The 15,065-nt window shown below is 74.6% G+C and carries 14 protein-coding genes; 7 read left to right on the top strand and 7 right to left on the bottom strand.

From position 1 onward, the window contains the following. Positions 1-41: 41 nt before the first annotated feature. Positions 42-1,643 carry a hypothetical protein gene (locus ACH443_RS03510; protein WP_430589492.1) on the bottom strand — a complete coding sequence of 534 codons (1,602 nt, stop codon included), beginning with the start codon at positions 1,641-1,643 and terminating at the stop codon, positions 42-44. After that, positions 1,613-2,437, bottom strand: a complete 825-nt coding sequence (locus tag ACH443_RS03505) for an ABC transporter ATP-binding protein (protein WP_430589491.1) — start codon at positions 2,435-2,437, stop codon at positions 1,613-1,615. Before ACH443_RS03505 ends, ACH443_RS03510 begins: the two co-directional genes overlap by 31 nt. Positions 2,438-2,509: 72 nt before the next feature. Here ACH443_RS03505 and rmuC point away from each other — a divergent pair, with 72 nt between their 5' ends. Next, a complete protein-coding gene (rmuC, locus tag ACH443_RS03500) occupies positions 2,510-4,084 on the top strand; it encodes a DNA recombination protein RmuC (RefSeq protein WP_429762560.1) in 1,575 nt (524 codons plus the stop codon). Positions 4,085-4,094: 10 nt separating this feature from the next. Here the strand turns inward: rmuC and ACH443_RS03495 are convergent, their stop codons facing one another. After that, complete coding sequence (locus ACH443_RS03495; RefSeq protein WP_429762561.1) at positions 4,095-5,138, bottom strand: 4-hydroxy-3-methylbut-2-enyl diphosphate reductase; 1,044 nt, start codon at positions 5,136-5,138, stop codon at positions 4,095-4,097. 63 nt (positions 5,139-5,201) lie between these two features. Between ACH443_RS03495 and xseA the strand changes: the two genes are divergently transcribed. After that, positions 5,202-6,497, top strand: a complete 1,296-nt coding sequence (xseA, locus tag ACH443_RS03490) for an exodeoxyribonuclease VII large subunit (RefSeq protein WP_430589490.1) — start codon at positions 5,202-5,204, stop codon at positions 6,495-6,497. Here xseA and ACH443_RS03485 read toward each other — a convergent pair. After that, positions 6,463-7,425, bottom strand: a complete 963-nt coding sequence (locus tag ACH443_RS03485) for a helix-turn-helix transcriptional regulator (protein WP_430557079.1) — start codon at positions 7,423-7,425, stop codon at positions 6,463-6,465. The genes xseA and ACH443_RS03485 overlap by 35 nt on opposite strands. 73 nt (positions 7,426-7,498) lie before the next feature. On the opposite strand from ACH443_RS03485, the gene ACH443_RS03480 reads away from it, so the two are divergent. Next, positions 7,499-8,647, top strand: coding sequence for an epoxide hydrolase family protein (locus ACH443_RS03480; RefSeq protein ID WP_429762565.1), 1,149 nt, complete (start codon positions 7,499-7,501; stop codon positions 8,645-8,647). 3 nt (positions 8,648-8,650) lie between these two features. Here ACH443_RS03480 and ACH443_RS03475 read toward each other — a convergent pair whose 3' ends face one another. Further along, the gene (locus ACH443_RS03475) at positions 8,651-10,270 is read right to left on the bottom strand and encodes an ABC-F family ATP-binding cassette domain-containing protein (RefSeq protein WP_430589489.1); all 1,620 of its coding nucleotides are present in this window, start codon (positions 10,268-10,270) and stop codon (positions 8,651-8,653) included. 102 nt (positions 10,271-10,372) lie between these two features. On the opposite strand from ACH443_RS03475, the gene ACH443_RS03470 reads away from it, so the two are divergent. The 3 genes from ACH443_RS03470 to ACH443_RS03460 are packed head-to-tail and all read left to right on the top strand — an operon-like array spanning position 10,373 to position 12,254. Continuing rightward, positions 10,373-10,657, top strand: coding sequence for an exodeoxyribonuclease VII small subunit (locus ACH443_RS03470; RefSeq protein WP_429762567.1), 285 nt, complete (start codon positions 10,373-10,375; stop codon positions 10,655-10,657). Continuing rightward, entirely contained in the window at positions 10,654-11,616 is a 963-nt protein-coding gene (locus tag ACH443_RS03465; RefSeq protein WP_429762568.1) for a carbohydrate kinase family protein, read from the top strand. Before ACH443_RS03470 ends, ACH443_RS03465 begins: the two co-directional genes overlap by 4 nt. Then, complete coding sequence (locus tag ACH443_RS03460; RefSeq protein ID WP_429762569.1) at positions 11,613-12,254, top strand: carbonic anhydrase; 642 nt, start codon at positions 11,613-11,615, stop codon at positions 12,252-12,254. The genes ACH443_RS03465 and ACH443_RS03460 overlap by 4 nt, the downstream gene beginning before the upstream one ends. A 25-nt stretch (positions 12,255-12,279) precedes the next feature. On the opposite strand, the gene ACH443_RS03455 is transcribed toward ACH443_RS03460, so the two are convergent. Further along, positions 12,280-12,834 carry a DUF1697 domain-containing protein gene (locus ACH443_RS03455; RefSeq protein WP_430557075.1) on the bottom strand — a complete coding sequence of 185 codons (555 nt, stop codon included), beginning with the start codon at positions 12,832-12,834 and terminating at the stop codon, positions 12,280-12,282. 94 nt (positions 12,835-12,928) lie between these two features. Between ACH443_RS03455 and ACH443_RS03450 the strand changes: the two genes are divergently transcribed. Then, positions 12,929-14,365, top strand: coding sequence for a class II fumarate hydratase (locus ACH443_RS03450; RefSeq protein ID WP_430589488.1), 1,437 nt, complete (start codon positions 12,929-12,931; stop codon positions 14,363-14,365). Positions 14,366-14,556: 191 nt separating this feature from the next. Here ACH443_RS03450 and ACH443_RS03445 read toward each other — a convergent pair whose 3' ends face one another. After that, entirely contained in the window at positions 14,557-15,045 is a 489-nt protein-coding gene (locus ACH443_RS03445; RefSeq protein ID WP_430589487.1) for a MarR family winged helix-turn-helix transcriptional regulator, read from the bottom strand. Positions 15,046-15,065 lie beyond the last annotated feature (20 nt).

Genomic DNA, 15,065 nt, shown 5'->3' with positions numbered 1-15,065 from the left:
GACCGCCCCGTCACGAAGCCCCGAGGGAGCCCGTCGGGACGTCACCCGAAGGCCATCACCTGCTGCAGCAGCTCGGGCAGGCGGCGGTCGTACGTCCGGGCGCCCCAGCGCACTCCCAGCAGGAGCACGAGCACGCCGGTGACGAGGCCGACGCCGAGCGCCGCCCAGCCGAGCGCGGCCTGCGGCAGCAGGATCGCGGGCAGGGCGAGCGCGAGCGTGGGCACGCTCACCGCGAGGATGATCCCCATCGTCGCCATCTGGGCGAGCATGGTCGCCATCGTGGCGCCCTGCGGGGACTTGAACGGGCTCTCCCCCGGTTTCGGCACGGGGTAGACGAGCCGCGCGGACACCGCGCTCGAGATCCCGAGCGACGCGCCCAGCGTGCCGGCCGTGAGGCCGAGCATGGCGGGCAGCGCGTCCCAGCGGCCCGCGACGGCGCACCCGACCACGGCGAACGCGACGCACAGGGGCAGCCCCGCCACCAGCACGGGCAGCACGCGACCCCACCGGTCGACCCGGCCCCGGACGCCGGTCGCGACGTGCAGCGCGAACGCCGTGTTGTCGTAGCCGACGTCGTTCGAGATGCCGAACCCGAGCAGCCACGCCGCCAGGGGCGCCATGAGGAGCAGGACCACGCCGCCCGCGCCGTTCGTCGTCCCCACGGCGAGCAGCACCAGCGGCAGCAGCGGCACCATCGCGATCGACGCCGCGTACCGGGGGTCGCGCACCCAGTAGGTCGCGGTCCGCGCGGCGACCGCCCCCAGCGGCGTGGCGGGCAGCCGGCCGAACCAGCCGAGGCCCTTCGCCGCCGTGGCCGACGTGCCTCCGCCGCGCGGCGTCACGAGCTCGCGGGCGAGCGCGCGGTCCCACACCACTCCGGCGAGGGCGAGCGTGCCCAGGCAGATCGCGACCCGGGCCGCGAGGAGGGCCCACGCGCCGTCGTGGACCGCCGAGGCCAGCGCCCACGGCGCCCCCAGCGGCGTCCAGCCCACGACGCCGGCCAGCGGCGCGATCGCCGCCCCCAGCGCGTCGGAGCCGGCCCCGTCGACGGTCACCTCGACGCCGTCCGCCAGCCAGCCGACCGCGGGCCCGATGAGCAGGAGCGGCACGACGGCGACGATCGCCAGCACCTCGCGGTACCGCCGCGAGTCGAGCAGCGGCGCGAGGGCCGTCGTCGCCGCCCGGGAGCCCACGACGCACAGCGCGGTGGCGAGGACGCCGCCGACCAGCGCGGCGACGAGCGCGGCCGGCTGCCGCCACCAGGCGAAGGAGACGCCCAGCGCGCCGAGCGTCGTGACGGCCGCCGGGATGGAGACGAGCCCCGCCAGAGCGAGTCCGGCCAGCAACGTGCGCCGCGGGATGGCGAAGGTGACGAAGCGCCGCGGGTCCAGGGTCGCGTCGACGCCGAACGCGAAGACGGGCACCACCCACCACGCGAGGACCACCAGCGCGCCCGCCAGGGTGAGCACGTGGCCGGTCACGACCGGGTCCGCGGTGCCGCCCGCCACGGCGGCGGCCACCACCAGGACCAGCACGCCGAGCCCGTACAGGGACCCGACCACCAGGCCGATCGTCTGCCACACGCTCCGGCGGAACGTGTTGGCCAGGAGGGTCAGCTTGAGGCGGACGAGCTGCGCAACCACGCCAGTCCCTCCGACTCCCGACGCCCGCCGACGAGGTCCACGAAGCGGTCCTCGAGGCTCTGCTCCCCGCGCACCTCGGCGACGGTGCCGGCGGCGAGCACGTGCCCGCCGGCGATGACCGCCACGTGCGAGCACATCCGCTGCACCAGGTCCATGACGTGGCTCGACACCACGACCGTGCCGCCGTCGGCCACGTACCCGTGCAGGATGTCGCGGATGTTCGCGGCGCTGACGGGGTCGACCGCCTCGAAGGGCTCGTCCAGCACGAGCACGCGCGGCGCATGGATCATCGCCGACGCCAGGCCGATCTTCTTCGTCATGCCGGCGGAGTAGTCGACGACGAACGTGTCGCGGTCTCCGACCAGGTCCATCGCCTGCAGCAGGTCCTCGGTGCGCTCCGAGACGGTGTCACGGTCCAGCCCGCGCAGGAGGCCCGCGTAGGTGAGCAGCTGTGCGCCGGTGAGCCGGTCGAACAGGCGGACGCCGTCCGGCAGCACGCCGAGCTCGGCCTTGGCCCGCTCGGGCAGCGCCCACAGGTCCGTGCCGTGCACGTGCACCGTGCCGAAGTCCGGCCGCAGCAGGCCGGTCGCCATCGACAGGGACGTCGTCTTGCCCGCGCCGTTGGGGCCGACGAGGCCGAAGAACGAGCCGGTCGGCACGTCGAGGTCGACGCCGGCGACGGCGATCTTCTGGCCGAACCTCTTCCACAGGCCGCGCAGGCTCAGGGCGGCGGAGACGTCGGGCGGAGGGACGGGGGCGGGGGCGGCGGGCGGCGGCCCGGTCTGGTCGCTCACGGGTCAACCGTAGTGCGCGGGGCGCCGCGTGGGGGCTGGGACGTGTCGGTGCCCCATGACACCGTGTGCCGCATGACGACGAGCCTCGCAGTGATCCTCATCCTCGGCGCCCTGGGCGTGGGAGTGCTGGTGGGCTGGCTGTGGCACGCGACCCGCGCCGCGAAGGCGGGCCGGTCGGACGAGCTGCAGCGGGTCCAGGAGCACGGCGAGCTCGAGGTGCTGCGCCGCGACGCCGCGGAGCTGCGCAGCCGCCTCGCTCAGGCGACGCAGGAGAGCGAGCGGCGTCTGGCCGAGCAGCGCGCGCAGGCCCGCGAGGAGGCGGACCGGCGCGCGACGGAGGCCCGCGAGCAGGCCGACCGGCTGCTCGCCCAGGTGCGCGAGAACCTCGAGGAGCAGCTCGCCGAGGCCAAGGGCGACCAGGAGGCCGCGGCGCAGCGGTTCCGCGCGCTGGCCAACGACGTCCTCACCGCGAACCAGAAGCAGTTCCTCGACCTCGCGGACGAGCGGCTGCGGCGCAGCACGCAGAAGAACGACGAGACGCTCGCGCAGCGGGAGCAGGCGATCCGCGCGCTGCTCGACCCGATGAGCAAGACCCTCGACAAGGTGAACGCGCGCGTGGACACCGCCGAGCAGGCGCGCCTCCAGGGGCACACGGCCCTCACGGAGCAGCTGCGCCAGCTCGAGACGGTCAACTCGCAACTGCGCGTGGGCACGAGCGACCTGGTCTCGGCCCTGCGCTCCAACCAGACGCGCGGCGTGTGGGGCGAGCTCCAGCTCAAGCGCGTGGTCGAGGCCGCCGGGATGGTGGACCACGTCGACTTCGAGGCCCAGGTGCACCGCACGACGGCCGAGGGCGAGACCTTGATCCCCGACCTGGTCGTCAGCCTGGCGGGCGGCAAGAACATCGTCGTCGACGCGAAGGTGCCGCTCAGCGCGTACCTGCGGGCGCAGCAGGCCGAGAGCTCCGCCGAGGGCGACAAGGAGCTCGGCGCCCATGCCAAGGACCTCGCCAAGCACGTGGACGTGCTCGCGGGCAAGGCCTACTGGGCGCAGTTCGACGCCGCCCCCGAGTTCGTGGTGCTGTTCGTCCCGGCCGAGCCCATCCTGGCGGCGGCCGTCGAGCACCAGCCGGACCTGCTCGAGACGGCCATCCGCAAGCGGGTGCTCGTCGCCACGCCGATGACGCTCGTCGCGATGCTGCGGACCGTCGCGTACGCGTGGCAGCAGGAGGCGATCGCCGAGGACGCGCAGAAGGTGCTGCAGGTCGGCAAGGAGCTGTACGGCCGCCTCGTCGGCATGACCGAGAAGGTCACCAAGCTGGGCCGGTCGATCACCACGGTGACGAACGACTACAACAAGTTCATCGCCACGCTCGAGACCCGGGTGGTGCCGTCAGCGCGCAAGATGGTCGAGCTCAAGGTGGTGGACGCGACCGTGGGGCTCGAGGCGCTCAAGGTGGTCGACGGCGCTACCCGCGAGATCACCAAGCCCGAGCTCCTGGCCGGGACCGACGGGTCGTTCGTCGAGCTGGCGGACCTCACCGCGCCGGGCGACCGCTCGTCCGTCGACTCCCTCGTGGACGCCGACCAGGACGGTCTCGAGCGCGCGACCGAGGCGGACGAGAAGGGCGAGTCGGCCGCGGGCTGAGTCGGCGGCGTCAGGCCGGCTCGACGGGCAGCGCGGTGCGCGCGCCGCGGCGGGGCCGCTTCTCCTGCTGGCCGGCGGCCTTGAGGCCCCGCGCCAGCTCGCGCGGCAGCGAGAACATCAGGTCCTCGGTGGCGGTGCGCACCTCCTCGACCTCGCCGAAGCCGTGGCTGTCCAGGTGCGCGATGACGTCCTGCACGAGGATCTCCGGCACCGACGCGCCGGACGTGACGCCCACCGTCGTCGCGCCGTCGAGCCAGGCGTCCTCGATCTCGGTCGCGCGGTCCACGCGGTACGACGTCCGGGCGCCGGCCTGCAGCGCCACCTCGACGAGCCGCACCGAGTTCGACGAGTTCGCGGAGCCCACGACGATGACGACGTCGCACTCCGGGGCCAGCTTCTTCACCGCGACCTGGCGGTTCTGCGTGGCGTAGCAGATGTCGTCGCTGGGCGGGTCCTGCATCTCGGGGAACCGGTCGCGCAGGCGGCGGACGGTCTCCATGGTCTCGTCCACCGACAGGGTGGTCTGCGAGATCCACACGACCTTCTCCGGGTCGCGGACCTGCACCTGGTCGACCTCGTCCGGGGAGTTGACGACCTGCACGTGGTCGGGAGCCTCGCCGGCGGTGCCCTCGACCTCCTCGTGCCCGGTGTGGCCGATGAGCAGGATGTCGTAGTCGTCCTGGGCGAACCGGACGGCCTCCTTGTGCACCTTGGTCACCAGGGGGCAGGTGGCGTCGATGGTGTCGAGGCGGCGGGCCACGGCGGACGCGCGCACCGCCGGGGAGACGCCGTGCGCGGAGAACACCAGGCGGGCGCCCTCGGGCACCTCGTCGGTCTCGTTGACGAAGATCGCGCCGCGGTCGCGCAGCGTCTCGACGACGTGCTTGTTGTGCACGATCTCCTTGCGCACGTACACGGGCGCGCCGTACGTCTCGAGCGCCTTCTCGACCGCGACCACCGCGCGGTCCACCCCCGCGCAGTAGCCGCGCGGCGCGGCCAGGAGCACGCGCTTGGTGGACGTCGGGGTGGCGGGGGCCGGGCTGGTCACAGTCACGGGCAACAGTCTAGGTACGGACTGTGGACAACCGGTGACGAGGCTCCGTCGGGGGCGTGGGGCATGCTGGACGCCGTGTCGGACCAGTCCCAGCCGCAAGCCCCCCAGCCGCAGCCCCTGCCCGAGCTCGCCCGCGACACGACCGCGGACCGCCCGTGGCCGGTGCGGCTGCTGTCCGCGAAGATCCGGGACTACGTCGCGAGGATGTCGTCGGTCTGGGTCGAGGGCCAGGTCGTGGAGCACACCTACCGCCCCCGGGCCGGCATGCAGTTCGTCACCCTGCGGGACACCGACGCCGAGGCCTCCCTGCCGGTGCACCTGCTGTCGCGGATCTACGAGGGCCTCCACCACAAGCCCGAGGTGGGCGACCACGTGGTGGTGCAGGCGAGGCCCGAGTTCTGGGTCAAGACGGGCCGCCTCTCGATGCGCGCGACGGCGGTGCGTCAGGTGGGCGTCGGCGAGCTGCTCGCCCGGATCGACCAGCTGCGCCGCGTGCTCGCCGCGGAGGGCCTGTTCGACCTCGACCGCAAGCGCCCGCTGCCGTTCCTGCCCGCCGTGGTGGGCCTCGTGTGCGGGCGCGAGTCGAAGGCGGAGCACGACGTCGTCGTGAACGCGCGGGCGCGCTGGCCGCAGGTCCGGTTCGAGATCCGCGAGGTCGCGGTGCAGGGCGTCGACGCCGTCCGCGAGGTGAGCGCCGCGATCGCCGACCTCGACGCCCGCCCCGAGGTCGAGGTGATCGTCGTGGCGCGCGGCGGCGGCTCCGTCGAGGACCTGCTGCCGTTCAGCAACGAGGCCCTGGTGCGGGCGGCGGCCTCGTGCACGACCCCGCTGGTCAGCGCCATCGGGCACGAGACGGACACCCCGCTGCTCGACCTCGTCGCGGACCACCGCGCGTCCACGCCGACCGACGCCGCGAAGCAGGTCGTGCCCGACGTCGCCGAGGAGCGGCTGCGCCTCGACCAGGCGCGCCGGCGGATGCGCGCCGCGGTGGCCGGTCGGGTCGAGCGCGAGCAGCACGGGCTGGACGCCCTGCGGTCGCGCCCGGCGCTGGCCCGGCCGCAGACGACGGTCGACGTCCGCGAGCGCGAGATCGCCCAGCACGTGCGGCACGCCCGCCACTGCCTGGACGCCGCGCTGCTGCGCGCGTCCGGAGAGGTGGGCCGCCTCGCGGCCCAGGTCCGGGCGCTCTCCCCGCAGGCCACGCTGGAGCGCGGGTACGCCGTCGTGCAGCGCGCGGACGGGCACGTGGTGCGGGCGAGCCACGACGTCACGGCCGGCGATGCCGTGCACGTGCGCGTGGCCGAGGGTTCGCTGGAGGCCGCCGTCACCGCGACGGCGGCACCCGCGCCGCCCGCCTGAACCGGTCCGCGAGCCGGCCGAACGCCGCGGCGAGCTCCTCCCCCTCGAGCACCTCGACGTCCATGTCGAGCCGGGTGATCCACAGGGCGAGCTGGTCGGGGTCGTCGCTGCCCACCTCGATCCGGCAGGTGGACGGCCCGACCTCCTCGACCTCCAGCGGGGAGCCGACCTTCGCCACGACCTGCGCGGCGGTGGCGTGCACGAGGATCCGCGCCCGGTAGCGCCAGGTCGCCCGGCCCACCCGCGCCACGACGTGCCGCAGCACCGCGTCCTCGGGGATGACGCGCGGCCGGAACCGGGCCCCGGTGGGCGGGCGCAGCGTGATCCGGTCGACCCGGAAGACACGCCAGTCCAGCCGGTCGAGGTCCCAGGCCAGCAGGTACCAGCGCGACCCCCAGCGCACCAGGCGGTGCGGCTCCGTGTGCCGGGAGGACTCGGCGCCGTCGTGGGAGGCGTAGCGGAACCGGAGCCGCTCACCGGAACGGATCGCGGCGGCGACACCCCCGAGCACCTGCAGGTCCGGCGCCGGGTCCCCGCCCGGCACGACGCTCGTCGCCTCCCGGACGGCCTCGACGCGGCGCCGCAGGTGCGCGGGCATGACCTGCTCGACCTTCGCGAGCGCGGTGAGGGCCGTCTCCCCCTCGCCGTGCTGCCCGTGCGCGGCCGCGGCCAGCCCGATCGCGACCGCGACCGCCTCGTCGTCGTCCAGCACCAGCGGCGGCATCGCCGACCCGGCGGCGAGCCGGTAGCCGCCGGCGACGCCGGGGCGGGCCTCGACCGGGTAGCCGAGCGAGCGCAGCCTGCCGACGTCGGTGCGCACGGTGCGGGTGCTCACCTCGAGCCGCTCGGCGAGGTCGCCGCTGGTCCAGTCGCGCCGCAGCTGCAGCAGGGACAGGAGCTGGAGCAGGCGGGCCGAGGTCTCGAGCATCTTCGGAGCATCTCACCGATCGCGGAAGCCGGTCTTCCGCTATTGCTGGGAGCGTGGAGCCATGAACCGAGTCATGAGCCCCACCGCAGACACCGCCCTCGTCCCCTTCCGCGTCGACGTCCCGCAGGCGGACCTCGACGACCTGCGCGACCGGCTGGCGCGCACCCGCTGGCCCCTGCCCGTGCCCGGTCGCGACGACCGCACGGACTTCAGCCGCGGCATCCCCCTGCCGTACCTGCGCGAACTCGCCGAGTACTGGCGCGACGGCTTCGACTGGCGCGCGCAGGAGGCCGCGCTGAACGCGCACGAGCAGGTCACGACCGTCGTCGACGGCCAGACGTTCCACGTCGTCCACGCCCGTTCCGCGAACCCGGACGCCACCCCGCTGCTGCTGTGCCACGGGTGGCCGGGGTCGTTCGTCGAGTACCAGCGGCTGCTCCCGCTGCTCACCGACGCGTTCCACGTCGTCGTGCCCTCGCTGCCCGGTTTCGGGTTCTCGACGCCCCTGTCCGGCACGGGCTGGGAGGTCGCGCGCACCACCGAGGCGTACGCCGAGATCATGACGCGGCTCGGGTACGAGCGGTTCGCCGTGCACGGCACCGACATCGGCGCCGGCACCACCGGCCGGCTCGCCGCGCTCTACCCGGAGCGCGTGATCGGCACCCACGTCGGCAGCGACGGCCGGTCGCTCGGCATGGTGGGCGCGGCCTACCCGATGCCGGACGGGCTGACCGACGACGAGATCGCCCAGATCGACGCGGTGCGCGCGGCCGACGCCGCCGAGCACGGCTACTTCGAGATGCAGAACCACCGCCCGGACACGATCGGCGCCGCCCTGACGGACTCCCCCGTCGGGCAGCTCGCGTGGATGGCCGAGAAGTTCCAGACGTGGACGAACCCGGCGTCCCGCACGCCGGACGAGGCCGTCGACCGCGACCAGCTCCTCACGAACGTGGCGCTGTACTGGTTCACCCGCAGCGGGGCGTCCAGCGCGCAGTTCTACTACGAGGCCTCGCACTCCGGCCTCGACTGGCTCTCCGCCTCGGAGGTCCCCTCCGCGTGGTCCGTGTTCGACACCCACCCGCTCATGGCCAAGGTGTTCAACGGCTGGGGCGCGATCGACCGCTGGGTGGAGCACGCCGAGGGCGGGCACTTCCCCGCGATGGAGGAGCCGCGGCTGCTGGCCGACGACCTGCACGCCTTCTTCGACGGCCGGTCCTGACCGTCACCGTGCGCGGACGACCCGCCCCTCGTCCCAGACGGGCTCGGGCGTCTCGCGCACGGTGCCGTCCTCGCCGAACACCAGGAACCGGTCGAACGACCGCGCGAACCAGCGGTCGTGCGTCACCGCGAGGACGGTGCCGTCGAACGCCTCCAGGCCCTCCTGCAGCGCCTCGGCGCTGGCGAGGTCGAGGTTGTCGGTGGGCTCGTCGAGCAGCAGCGCGGTGCAGCCGGCGAGCTCGAGCAGCAGGATCTGGAACCGCGCCTGCTGCCCGCCCGACAGCCGGTCGAACGCGCGGTCGGCGGCGACGGTCAGCTCGTAGCGGCGCAGCACCGACATCGCCGCCCCGCGGTCGCGGGCATGGTCCTCCCACAAGATCTGGGTGAGCGTGCGCCCGAACAGCTCCGGGTGGGCGTGCGTCTGCGCGAACACGCCCGGCACCACGCGCGCGCCGAGCCGCCACTCCCCCGTGTGCGCGACGTCGTCGCCGGCGAGCAGCCGCAGGAAGTGCGATTTGCCCGACCCGTTCGACCCGAGGACGGCGACGCGCTCGCCGTAGAAGACCTCGAGGTCGAACGGCTGCATCAGGCCGGTGAGCCCGAGCCGCTCGCAGGTCAGCGCCCGCACGCCCGTGCGGCCGCCGCGCAGGCGCATGCGGATGTCCTGCTCGCGCGGGGGTTCGGGCGGCGGGCCGGCCTCCTCGAACTTGCTCAGTCGGGTCTGGGCCGCCCGGTACCGGGAGGCCATCGCGTCGCTGTTCGCGGCCGCCTGCCGCAGCTCGCGCACGAGCCTCGTGAGCTGGGCGTGCTTCTCGTCCCAGCGGCGGCGCAGCTCCTCGAACCGCGCGAACCGCTCCCGGCGTGCCTCGTGGAACGTCGCGAAACCGCCGCCGTGCACCCACGCGTCGGCGCCGGACGGCGCGGGCTCGAGGGAGACGATGCGGTCCGCGACGCGGGCGAGCAGCTCGCGGTCGTGCGAGACGAAGAGCACGGTCTTCCGGGTGGCACGGAGCTGGTCCTCGAGCCATCGCTTGCCGGGGACGTCGAGGTAGTTGTCCGGCTCGTCGAGCAGCAGCACCTCGTCGGGGCCGCGCAGCAGCGCCTCGAGGACGAGCCGCTTCTGCTCGCCGCCGGAGAGCGTGCGCACCTCGCGCCACCGCGCCTGCTCGTACGGGACGCCGAGCGCGGCGACCGTGCACACGTCCCACAGCGTCTCGGCCTCGTAGCCCTGCGCCTCGGCCCAGTCGGCGAGCGCCTGCGCGTAGGCGAGCTGCGCCGGCTCGTCGTCGACCTCCATGATCGCCAGCTCGGCCGCGTCGACCGCGCGGGCCGTGTCGCGGATCCGGGGCGGCGCGACGGAGACGAGCAGGTCGCGCACCGTCGACTCGTCCCGCACGGAGCCGACGAACTGCCGCATGACGCCGAGCCCGCCCGTCATCGTGACCGACCCGGCCTGCGGCACGAGGTCGTCCGACAGCAGGCGCAGCAGGGTGGTCTTCCCGGAGCCGTTGGGCCCCACCAGCGCGGTGGCGCTCCCCTCGGGGACGCGGAACGAGACGTCGTCGAGCAGCGTGCGCCCGTCCGGCAGCACGTGCTCGACGTGCGCCACCTCCAGATGACCCATGCGGCGCACGCTGCCCGACCACCCGTCCGCCCGCAAGGCATTTCCGCCCGCTGCGCGGACGACGTCGACGGCCTGTCGGCCCGGTGTTGTTGACTGTCCCCCGTGACCGATGCGAACCCCGGTGCCCCGGACCTGCCCGCCGACGTCTCCGACCTGACCTACGAGGAAGCCCGCGACGAGCTCGTCCAGGTGGTGGCCCGGCTCGAGGCCGGCAGCGAGCCCCTCGAGGCGTCGCTCGCCCTCTGGGAGCGCGGCGAGGCCCTCGCCGCCCGCTGCCAGCAGTGGCTCGACGGCGCGCGGCAGCGGCTCGCGGCGGCGCAGGCCGCCTCGTCCGCGATCTCGTCCGGCGCCGACGGCGACGACGACGCCGAGGAGGACGACGCGTGAGCGCGCACGTCCTCGCGGTGGGCGAGGCGCTGGTGGACGCGGTGCACCGCCCCGACGGGAGCAGCGAGGAGCACCCCGGCGGCAGCCTGGCGAACGTCGCGCTCACGCTCGGCCGTCTCGGCCGCGACGTGCGGCTCGCGACCTGGCTCGGCCGCGACGCGCGCGGCGACGTCGTCCGGTCGTGGCTCGCGGAGTCCCGCGTGGCCCTGGCCCCGGGCAGCGACGGCGCGGCGCGCACGAGCGTCGCGCAGGCGACCCTCGACGACACCGGCGCCGCGACCTACGAGTTCGACCTCGAGTGGCAGGTGCCCGCGGGCGCGGGCGCCATCCCCGAGACGCTCGCGGTGCACACCGGCTCCATCGCCGCCATGCTCCCGCCCGGGGACGCCGACGTGCGGGGGCTGGTGGAGGTCGCCCGGGCGACGTCGACCGTGACCTATGACCCCAACGCGAGGCCCGCGATCATGGGCGACGCCGACGTCGTCCGGCCGCGGGTCGAGGAGATCGTCGCGCTCTCCGACGTGGTGAAGGTCAGCGACGAGGACCTGGCGTGGCTCTACCCCGACCGGGCGCCGCTCGACGTCGCGCGCGGCTGGCAGGCCACCGGCCCGGCGGTCGTCGTGGTGACGTTCGGCGGCGAGGGAGCGACGGCGATGACGGCGGCCGGCGAGGTCGCCGTCGCCGCGCCGCGGGTCGACGTCGTGGACACCGTCGGTGCCGGCGACTCGTTCATGGGCGCCCTCCTGGACTGGTTGTGGGGCGCGGACCTGCTGGGCGCGGATCGCCGCGACGCGCTGCGCGCCATCGACCGCGCGGCGACGGCCCGGATGCTCGTGCGCGCGGTCGCCGTGGCCGCCGTCACCGTCTCCCGGGCCGGCGCGAACCCGCCGTGGCCCCGCGATCTCATCGGGCCGGACCGCGTGCGGGTCGGCGAGCACGGAACAGAGGAGCACTCATGACCCTGACCCCCACCGAAGCCTGGGCCCGGCTGCGGGCCGGCAACGGCCGCTTCGTCCGCGACGAGCCGGACCACCCCGACCAGGACGCCGTCCGCCGGCGCGAGCTGCGTTCGGTCCAGCACCCGCACACCGTGATCTTCGGGTGCTCCGACTCGCGGGTGGCGGCGGAGATCGTCTTCGACCAGGGCCTGGGCGACGTCTTCGTCGTGCGGACCGCGGGGCACGTGGTCGACACGACCGTGCTCGGCTCCATCGAGTACGGCACGGAGGTGCTGCACACGCCCCTCGTGGTGGTGCTGGGGCACGACTCGTGCGGCGCCGTCGCGGCGACCGCGCACACCCTCGCGACCGGCGAGCAGCCCCCGGGCTTCGTGCGCGCCGTCGTCGACAAGGTCATCCCCTCGGTCGCGGAGCTCACGAGCCGCCAGGGCGTCACCGGGCCGATCGACCCGGCCGTGCTGCGCACGGAGCACGTCAAGCACACCGTCGCGCTGCTGCGCGGCTACTCGGCAGCGATCGCCGCGGCCATCGACGAGGGCCGCCTGGCCGTCGTCGGCGTCGTCTACGACCTGGACGACGGCAGCGCGCACCTCGTGGCGGTCGACGGCGAGATCGGCGAGGAGCCGGCCGCCGCCTGAGGGCGACGACCCGGGTCCCGCCCGCTCAGGCCCGTGCGGCGGCCGCAAGCAGCCGCCGCACGGTGCCGAGGGTGCGCGTCGTCGCGACGCCCCCGGTGAGCCGCTCGACGAGCGAGTTCGGGTCGGCCCAGGTGCCCGGCCCGCCCCGCACCACGCCGAGGACGACGCCCGGCCGCGCGGCGACGAGGTCGAGCAGGTCGCGCTCGTCGGTCCACGGCAGGTCCAGCGGCAGCGGGTGCCCGCCGTCCACGAACGTCAGGGTGTCGCGGTACGTCCGCTCGTCGCGGGTGAGCGCGAACGGGTCGCCGTCGATCGCCGCGGTGACGTCGTCGAGAGGGCGCACCAGCGCCGCGCCGGAGTACCCGCACCGCTCGGCGAGCAGCGGCGCCGCGGCCCGGACGACGGCCTCCGCCGCGCCGCCGCCCGGGCCGACGTCGAGCAGCACCGTGCCGTTGGTCTGGAACGACCGCACCGCGGCGCCGCCGCCGTCGAGCAGGGCGCGCTCGAGGACGTCGCGCACCGGGCTGCCCCGGTGCCCGAGGTTCATCGCGCGGTAGAGCACCACGTGGGTGAACGTCACCCCGCGATCCTCCACCACCGCACCGACAGCGGCACCCGTGCGGAGTGACCCGGCTCACGACGGACCGCCCGCGCGGGTGCGGCACGATAGAGGCATGACTTCCGACACCGTCGTCCCCGGCGCGTCCGGCGCGGGCGAGACCGAGTACCGCATCGAGCACGACACGATGGGCGAGGTGCGCGTCCCGGCGCACGCGCTCTACCGCGCGCAGACGCAGCGGGCCGTGGAGAACTTCCCCATCTCCGGCACCACGCTCGAGCGCGGGCACATCGAGGCCCTGGCGCGCATCAAGAAGGCCGCCGCGCGCGCCAACGCCGAGCTGGGCGTGCTCGACCAGGACATCGCCGACGCGATCGTCGCCGCGGCCGACGAGGTCGCCTCGGGCGCGCACGACGCGCACTTCCCGATCGACGTCTTCCAGACCGGCTCTGGCACGTCGTCGAACATGAACACCAACGAGGTGCTGGCCACGCTCGCCACGCGCTCGCTGGGCAAGGACGTGCACCCGAACGACCACGTCAACGCCTCGCAGTCGTCCAACGACGTCTTCCCGACGTCGGTGCACGTGGCCGCCGCCGCCGGCGCGATCCACGACCTGATCCCGGGTCTGAAGCACCTGGCCGACGCCCTGGGCGCGAAGGCCGACGAGTTCGGGGGCGTCGTGAAGTCCGGCCGCACGCACCTCATGGACGCCACCCCGGTGACGCTGGGCCAGGAGTTCGGCGGCTACGCCGCGGCGATCCGCTACGGCGTCGAGCGCGTCGAGGCGGCGCTGCCCCGCACGGCCGAGGTCCCGCTGGGCGGCACCGCGGTCGGCACCGGCATCAACACCCCGGCCGGCTTCCCGCAGCGCGTCATCGAGCTGCTGCGCGAGGACACGGGCCTGCCGCTGACCGAGGCGCGGGACCACTTCGAGGCGCAGTCGGCGCGCGACGGCCTCGTGGAGCTCTCGGGCGCGCTGCGCACCATCGCCGTGTCGATCACGAAGATCTGCAACGACCTGCGCTGGATGGGCTCGGGCCCCAACACCGGCCTGGGCGAGATCGCGATCCCCGACCTGCAGCCGGGCTCCTCGATCATGCCGGGCAAGGTCAACCCGGTGATCCCGGAGGCCGTGCTCATGGTGGCCGCCCGGGTGATCGGCAACGACGCCACCGTCGCGTGGGCCGGCGCCAGCGGCTCGTTCGAGCTCAACGTGCAGATCCCCGTCATCGCGCAGGGCGTGCTGGAGTCGATCCGCCTGCTCGGCAACGCGTCGCGCGTCCTGGCCGACAAGACGGTCTCGGGCATCACCGCCAACGTGGACCGCGCCCGCGCGTTCGCCGAGTCGTCGCCGTCGATCGTCACGCCGCTCAACCGCGTGATCGGCTACGAGGCCGCGGCCAAGGTCGCGAAGCACTCGGTGAAGCAGGGCATGACGGTCCGCGAGGCCGTGATCGACCTCGGCTTCGTGGAGCGCGGCGAGGTCACCGAGGCCCAGCTCGACTCGGCCCTCGACGTCCTCAAGATGACGAAGCCCCCGCAGGCCTGACGTCCCTGCCCCGCGACGGCGGCGCTCCCCTCGGGGAGCGCCGCCGTCGGCGTCTCCCGGGGAACGACCGCATCCCGAGCTCGGGGTTGGTAAGGCTAACCTCACCTGCTACTGTCGGCGTACGCGGGGAGGCGCCCCTCGGGGCGCGGGGCTGGGGGGTTCCACCTGAGACGTGCGGCGCCTCCCCGCGATCAGTAGTCCTTCGGGTCCAGGCGACGCAGGACGACGGCGAGCAGCCGGCCGAGCTCGGCCCGCTCCGCCCCGGACAGGTCCGCCAGGGCCGCGCGCTCGTGCTCGATCTGCCGGGGGAACAGCTCGTCGACGAGCGCCTCCCCCTCCGCGGTCAGCGCCACGAGCACGCCGCGCTTGTCGCGCTCGTGCACGGCACGTCCCACCAGGCCGGCGCGCTCCAGCCGGTCCAGGCGCTTGGTGATCGACGCCCCGGGCGAGCCCGTCATCGTGGTGATCTCGCCGGCGCGCAGCGGGCGCCCGGACCGGCGCAGCGCGGTGAGGACGTCGAGCTCGGCCCGCGTGACGTCGCGGGCGGCGAGGTCGTCGGACACCTCGGCCTCCAGCAGGGCGGCGATCCGGCGCACCCGCGCGCCCACGTCGGCCGGGGACGTGTCGACGGCGGGGAGCCGCTCGGCCCACTGCGCGCGCACGCGCTCGATGTAGTCCACGGCGACAGGATAGAGGTCAC

This window comes from Isoptericola sp. NPDC019571 (genome assembly GCF_044389385.1).
Classification (GTDB): Bacteria; Actinomycetota; Actinomycetes; order Actinomycetales; family Cellulomonadaceae; genus Isoptericola; species Isoptericola nanjingensis.
Note: the sequence above shows the minus strand (reverse complement) of the source record. Positions and strands in the feature narration are given on the sequence as shown.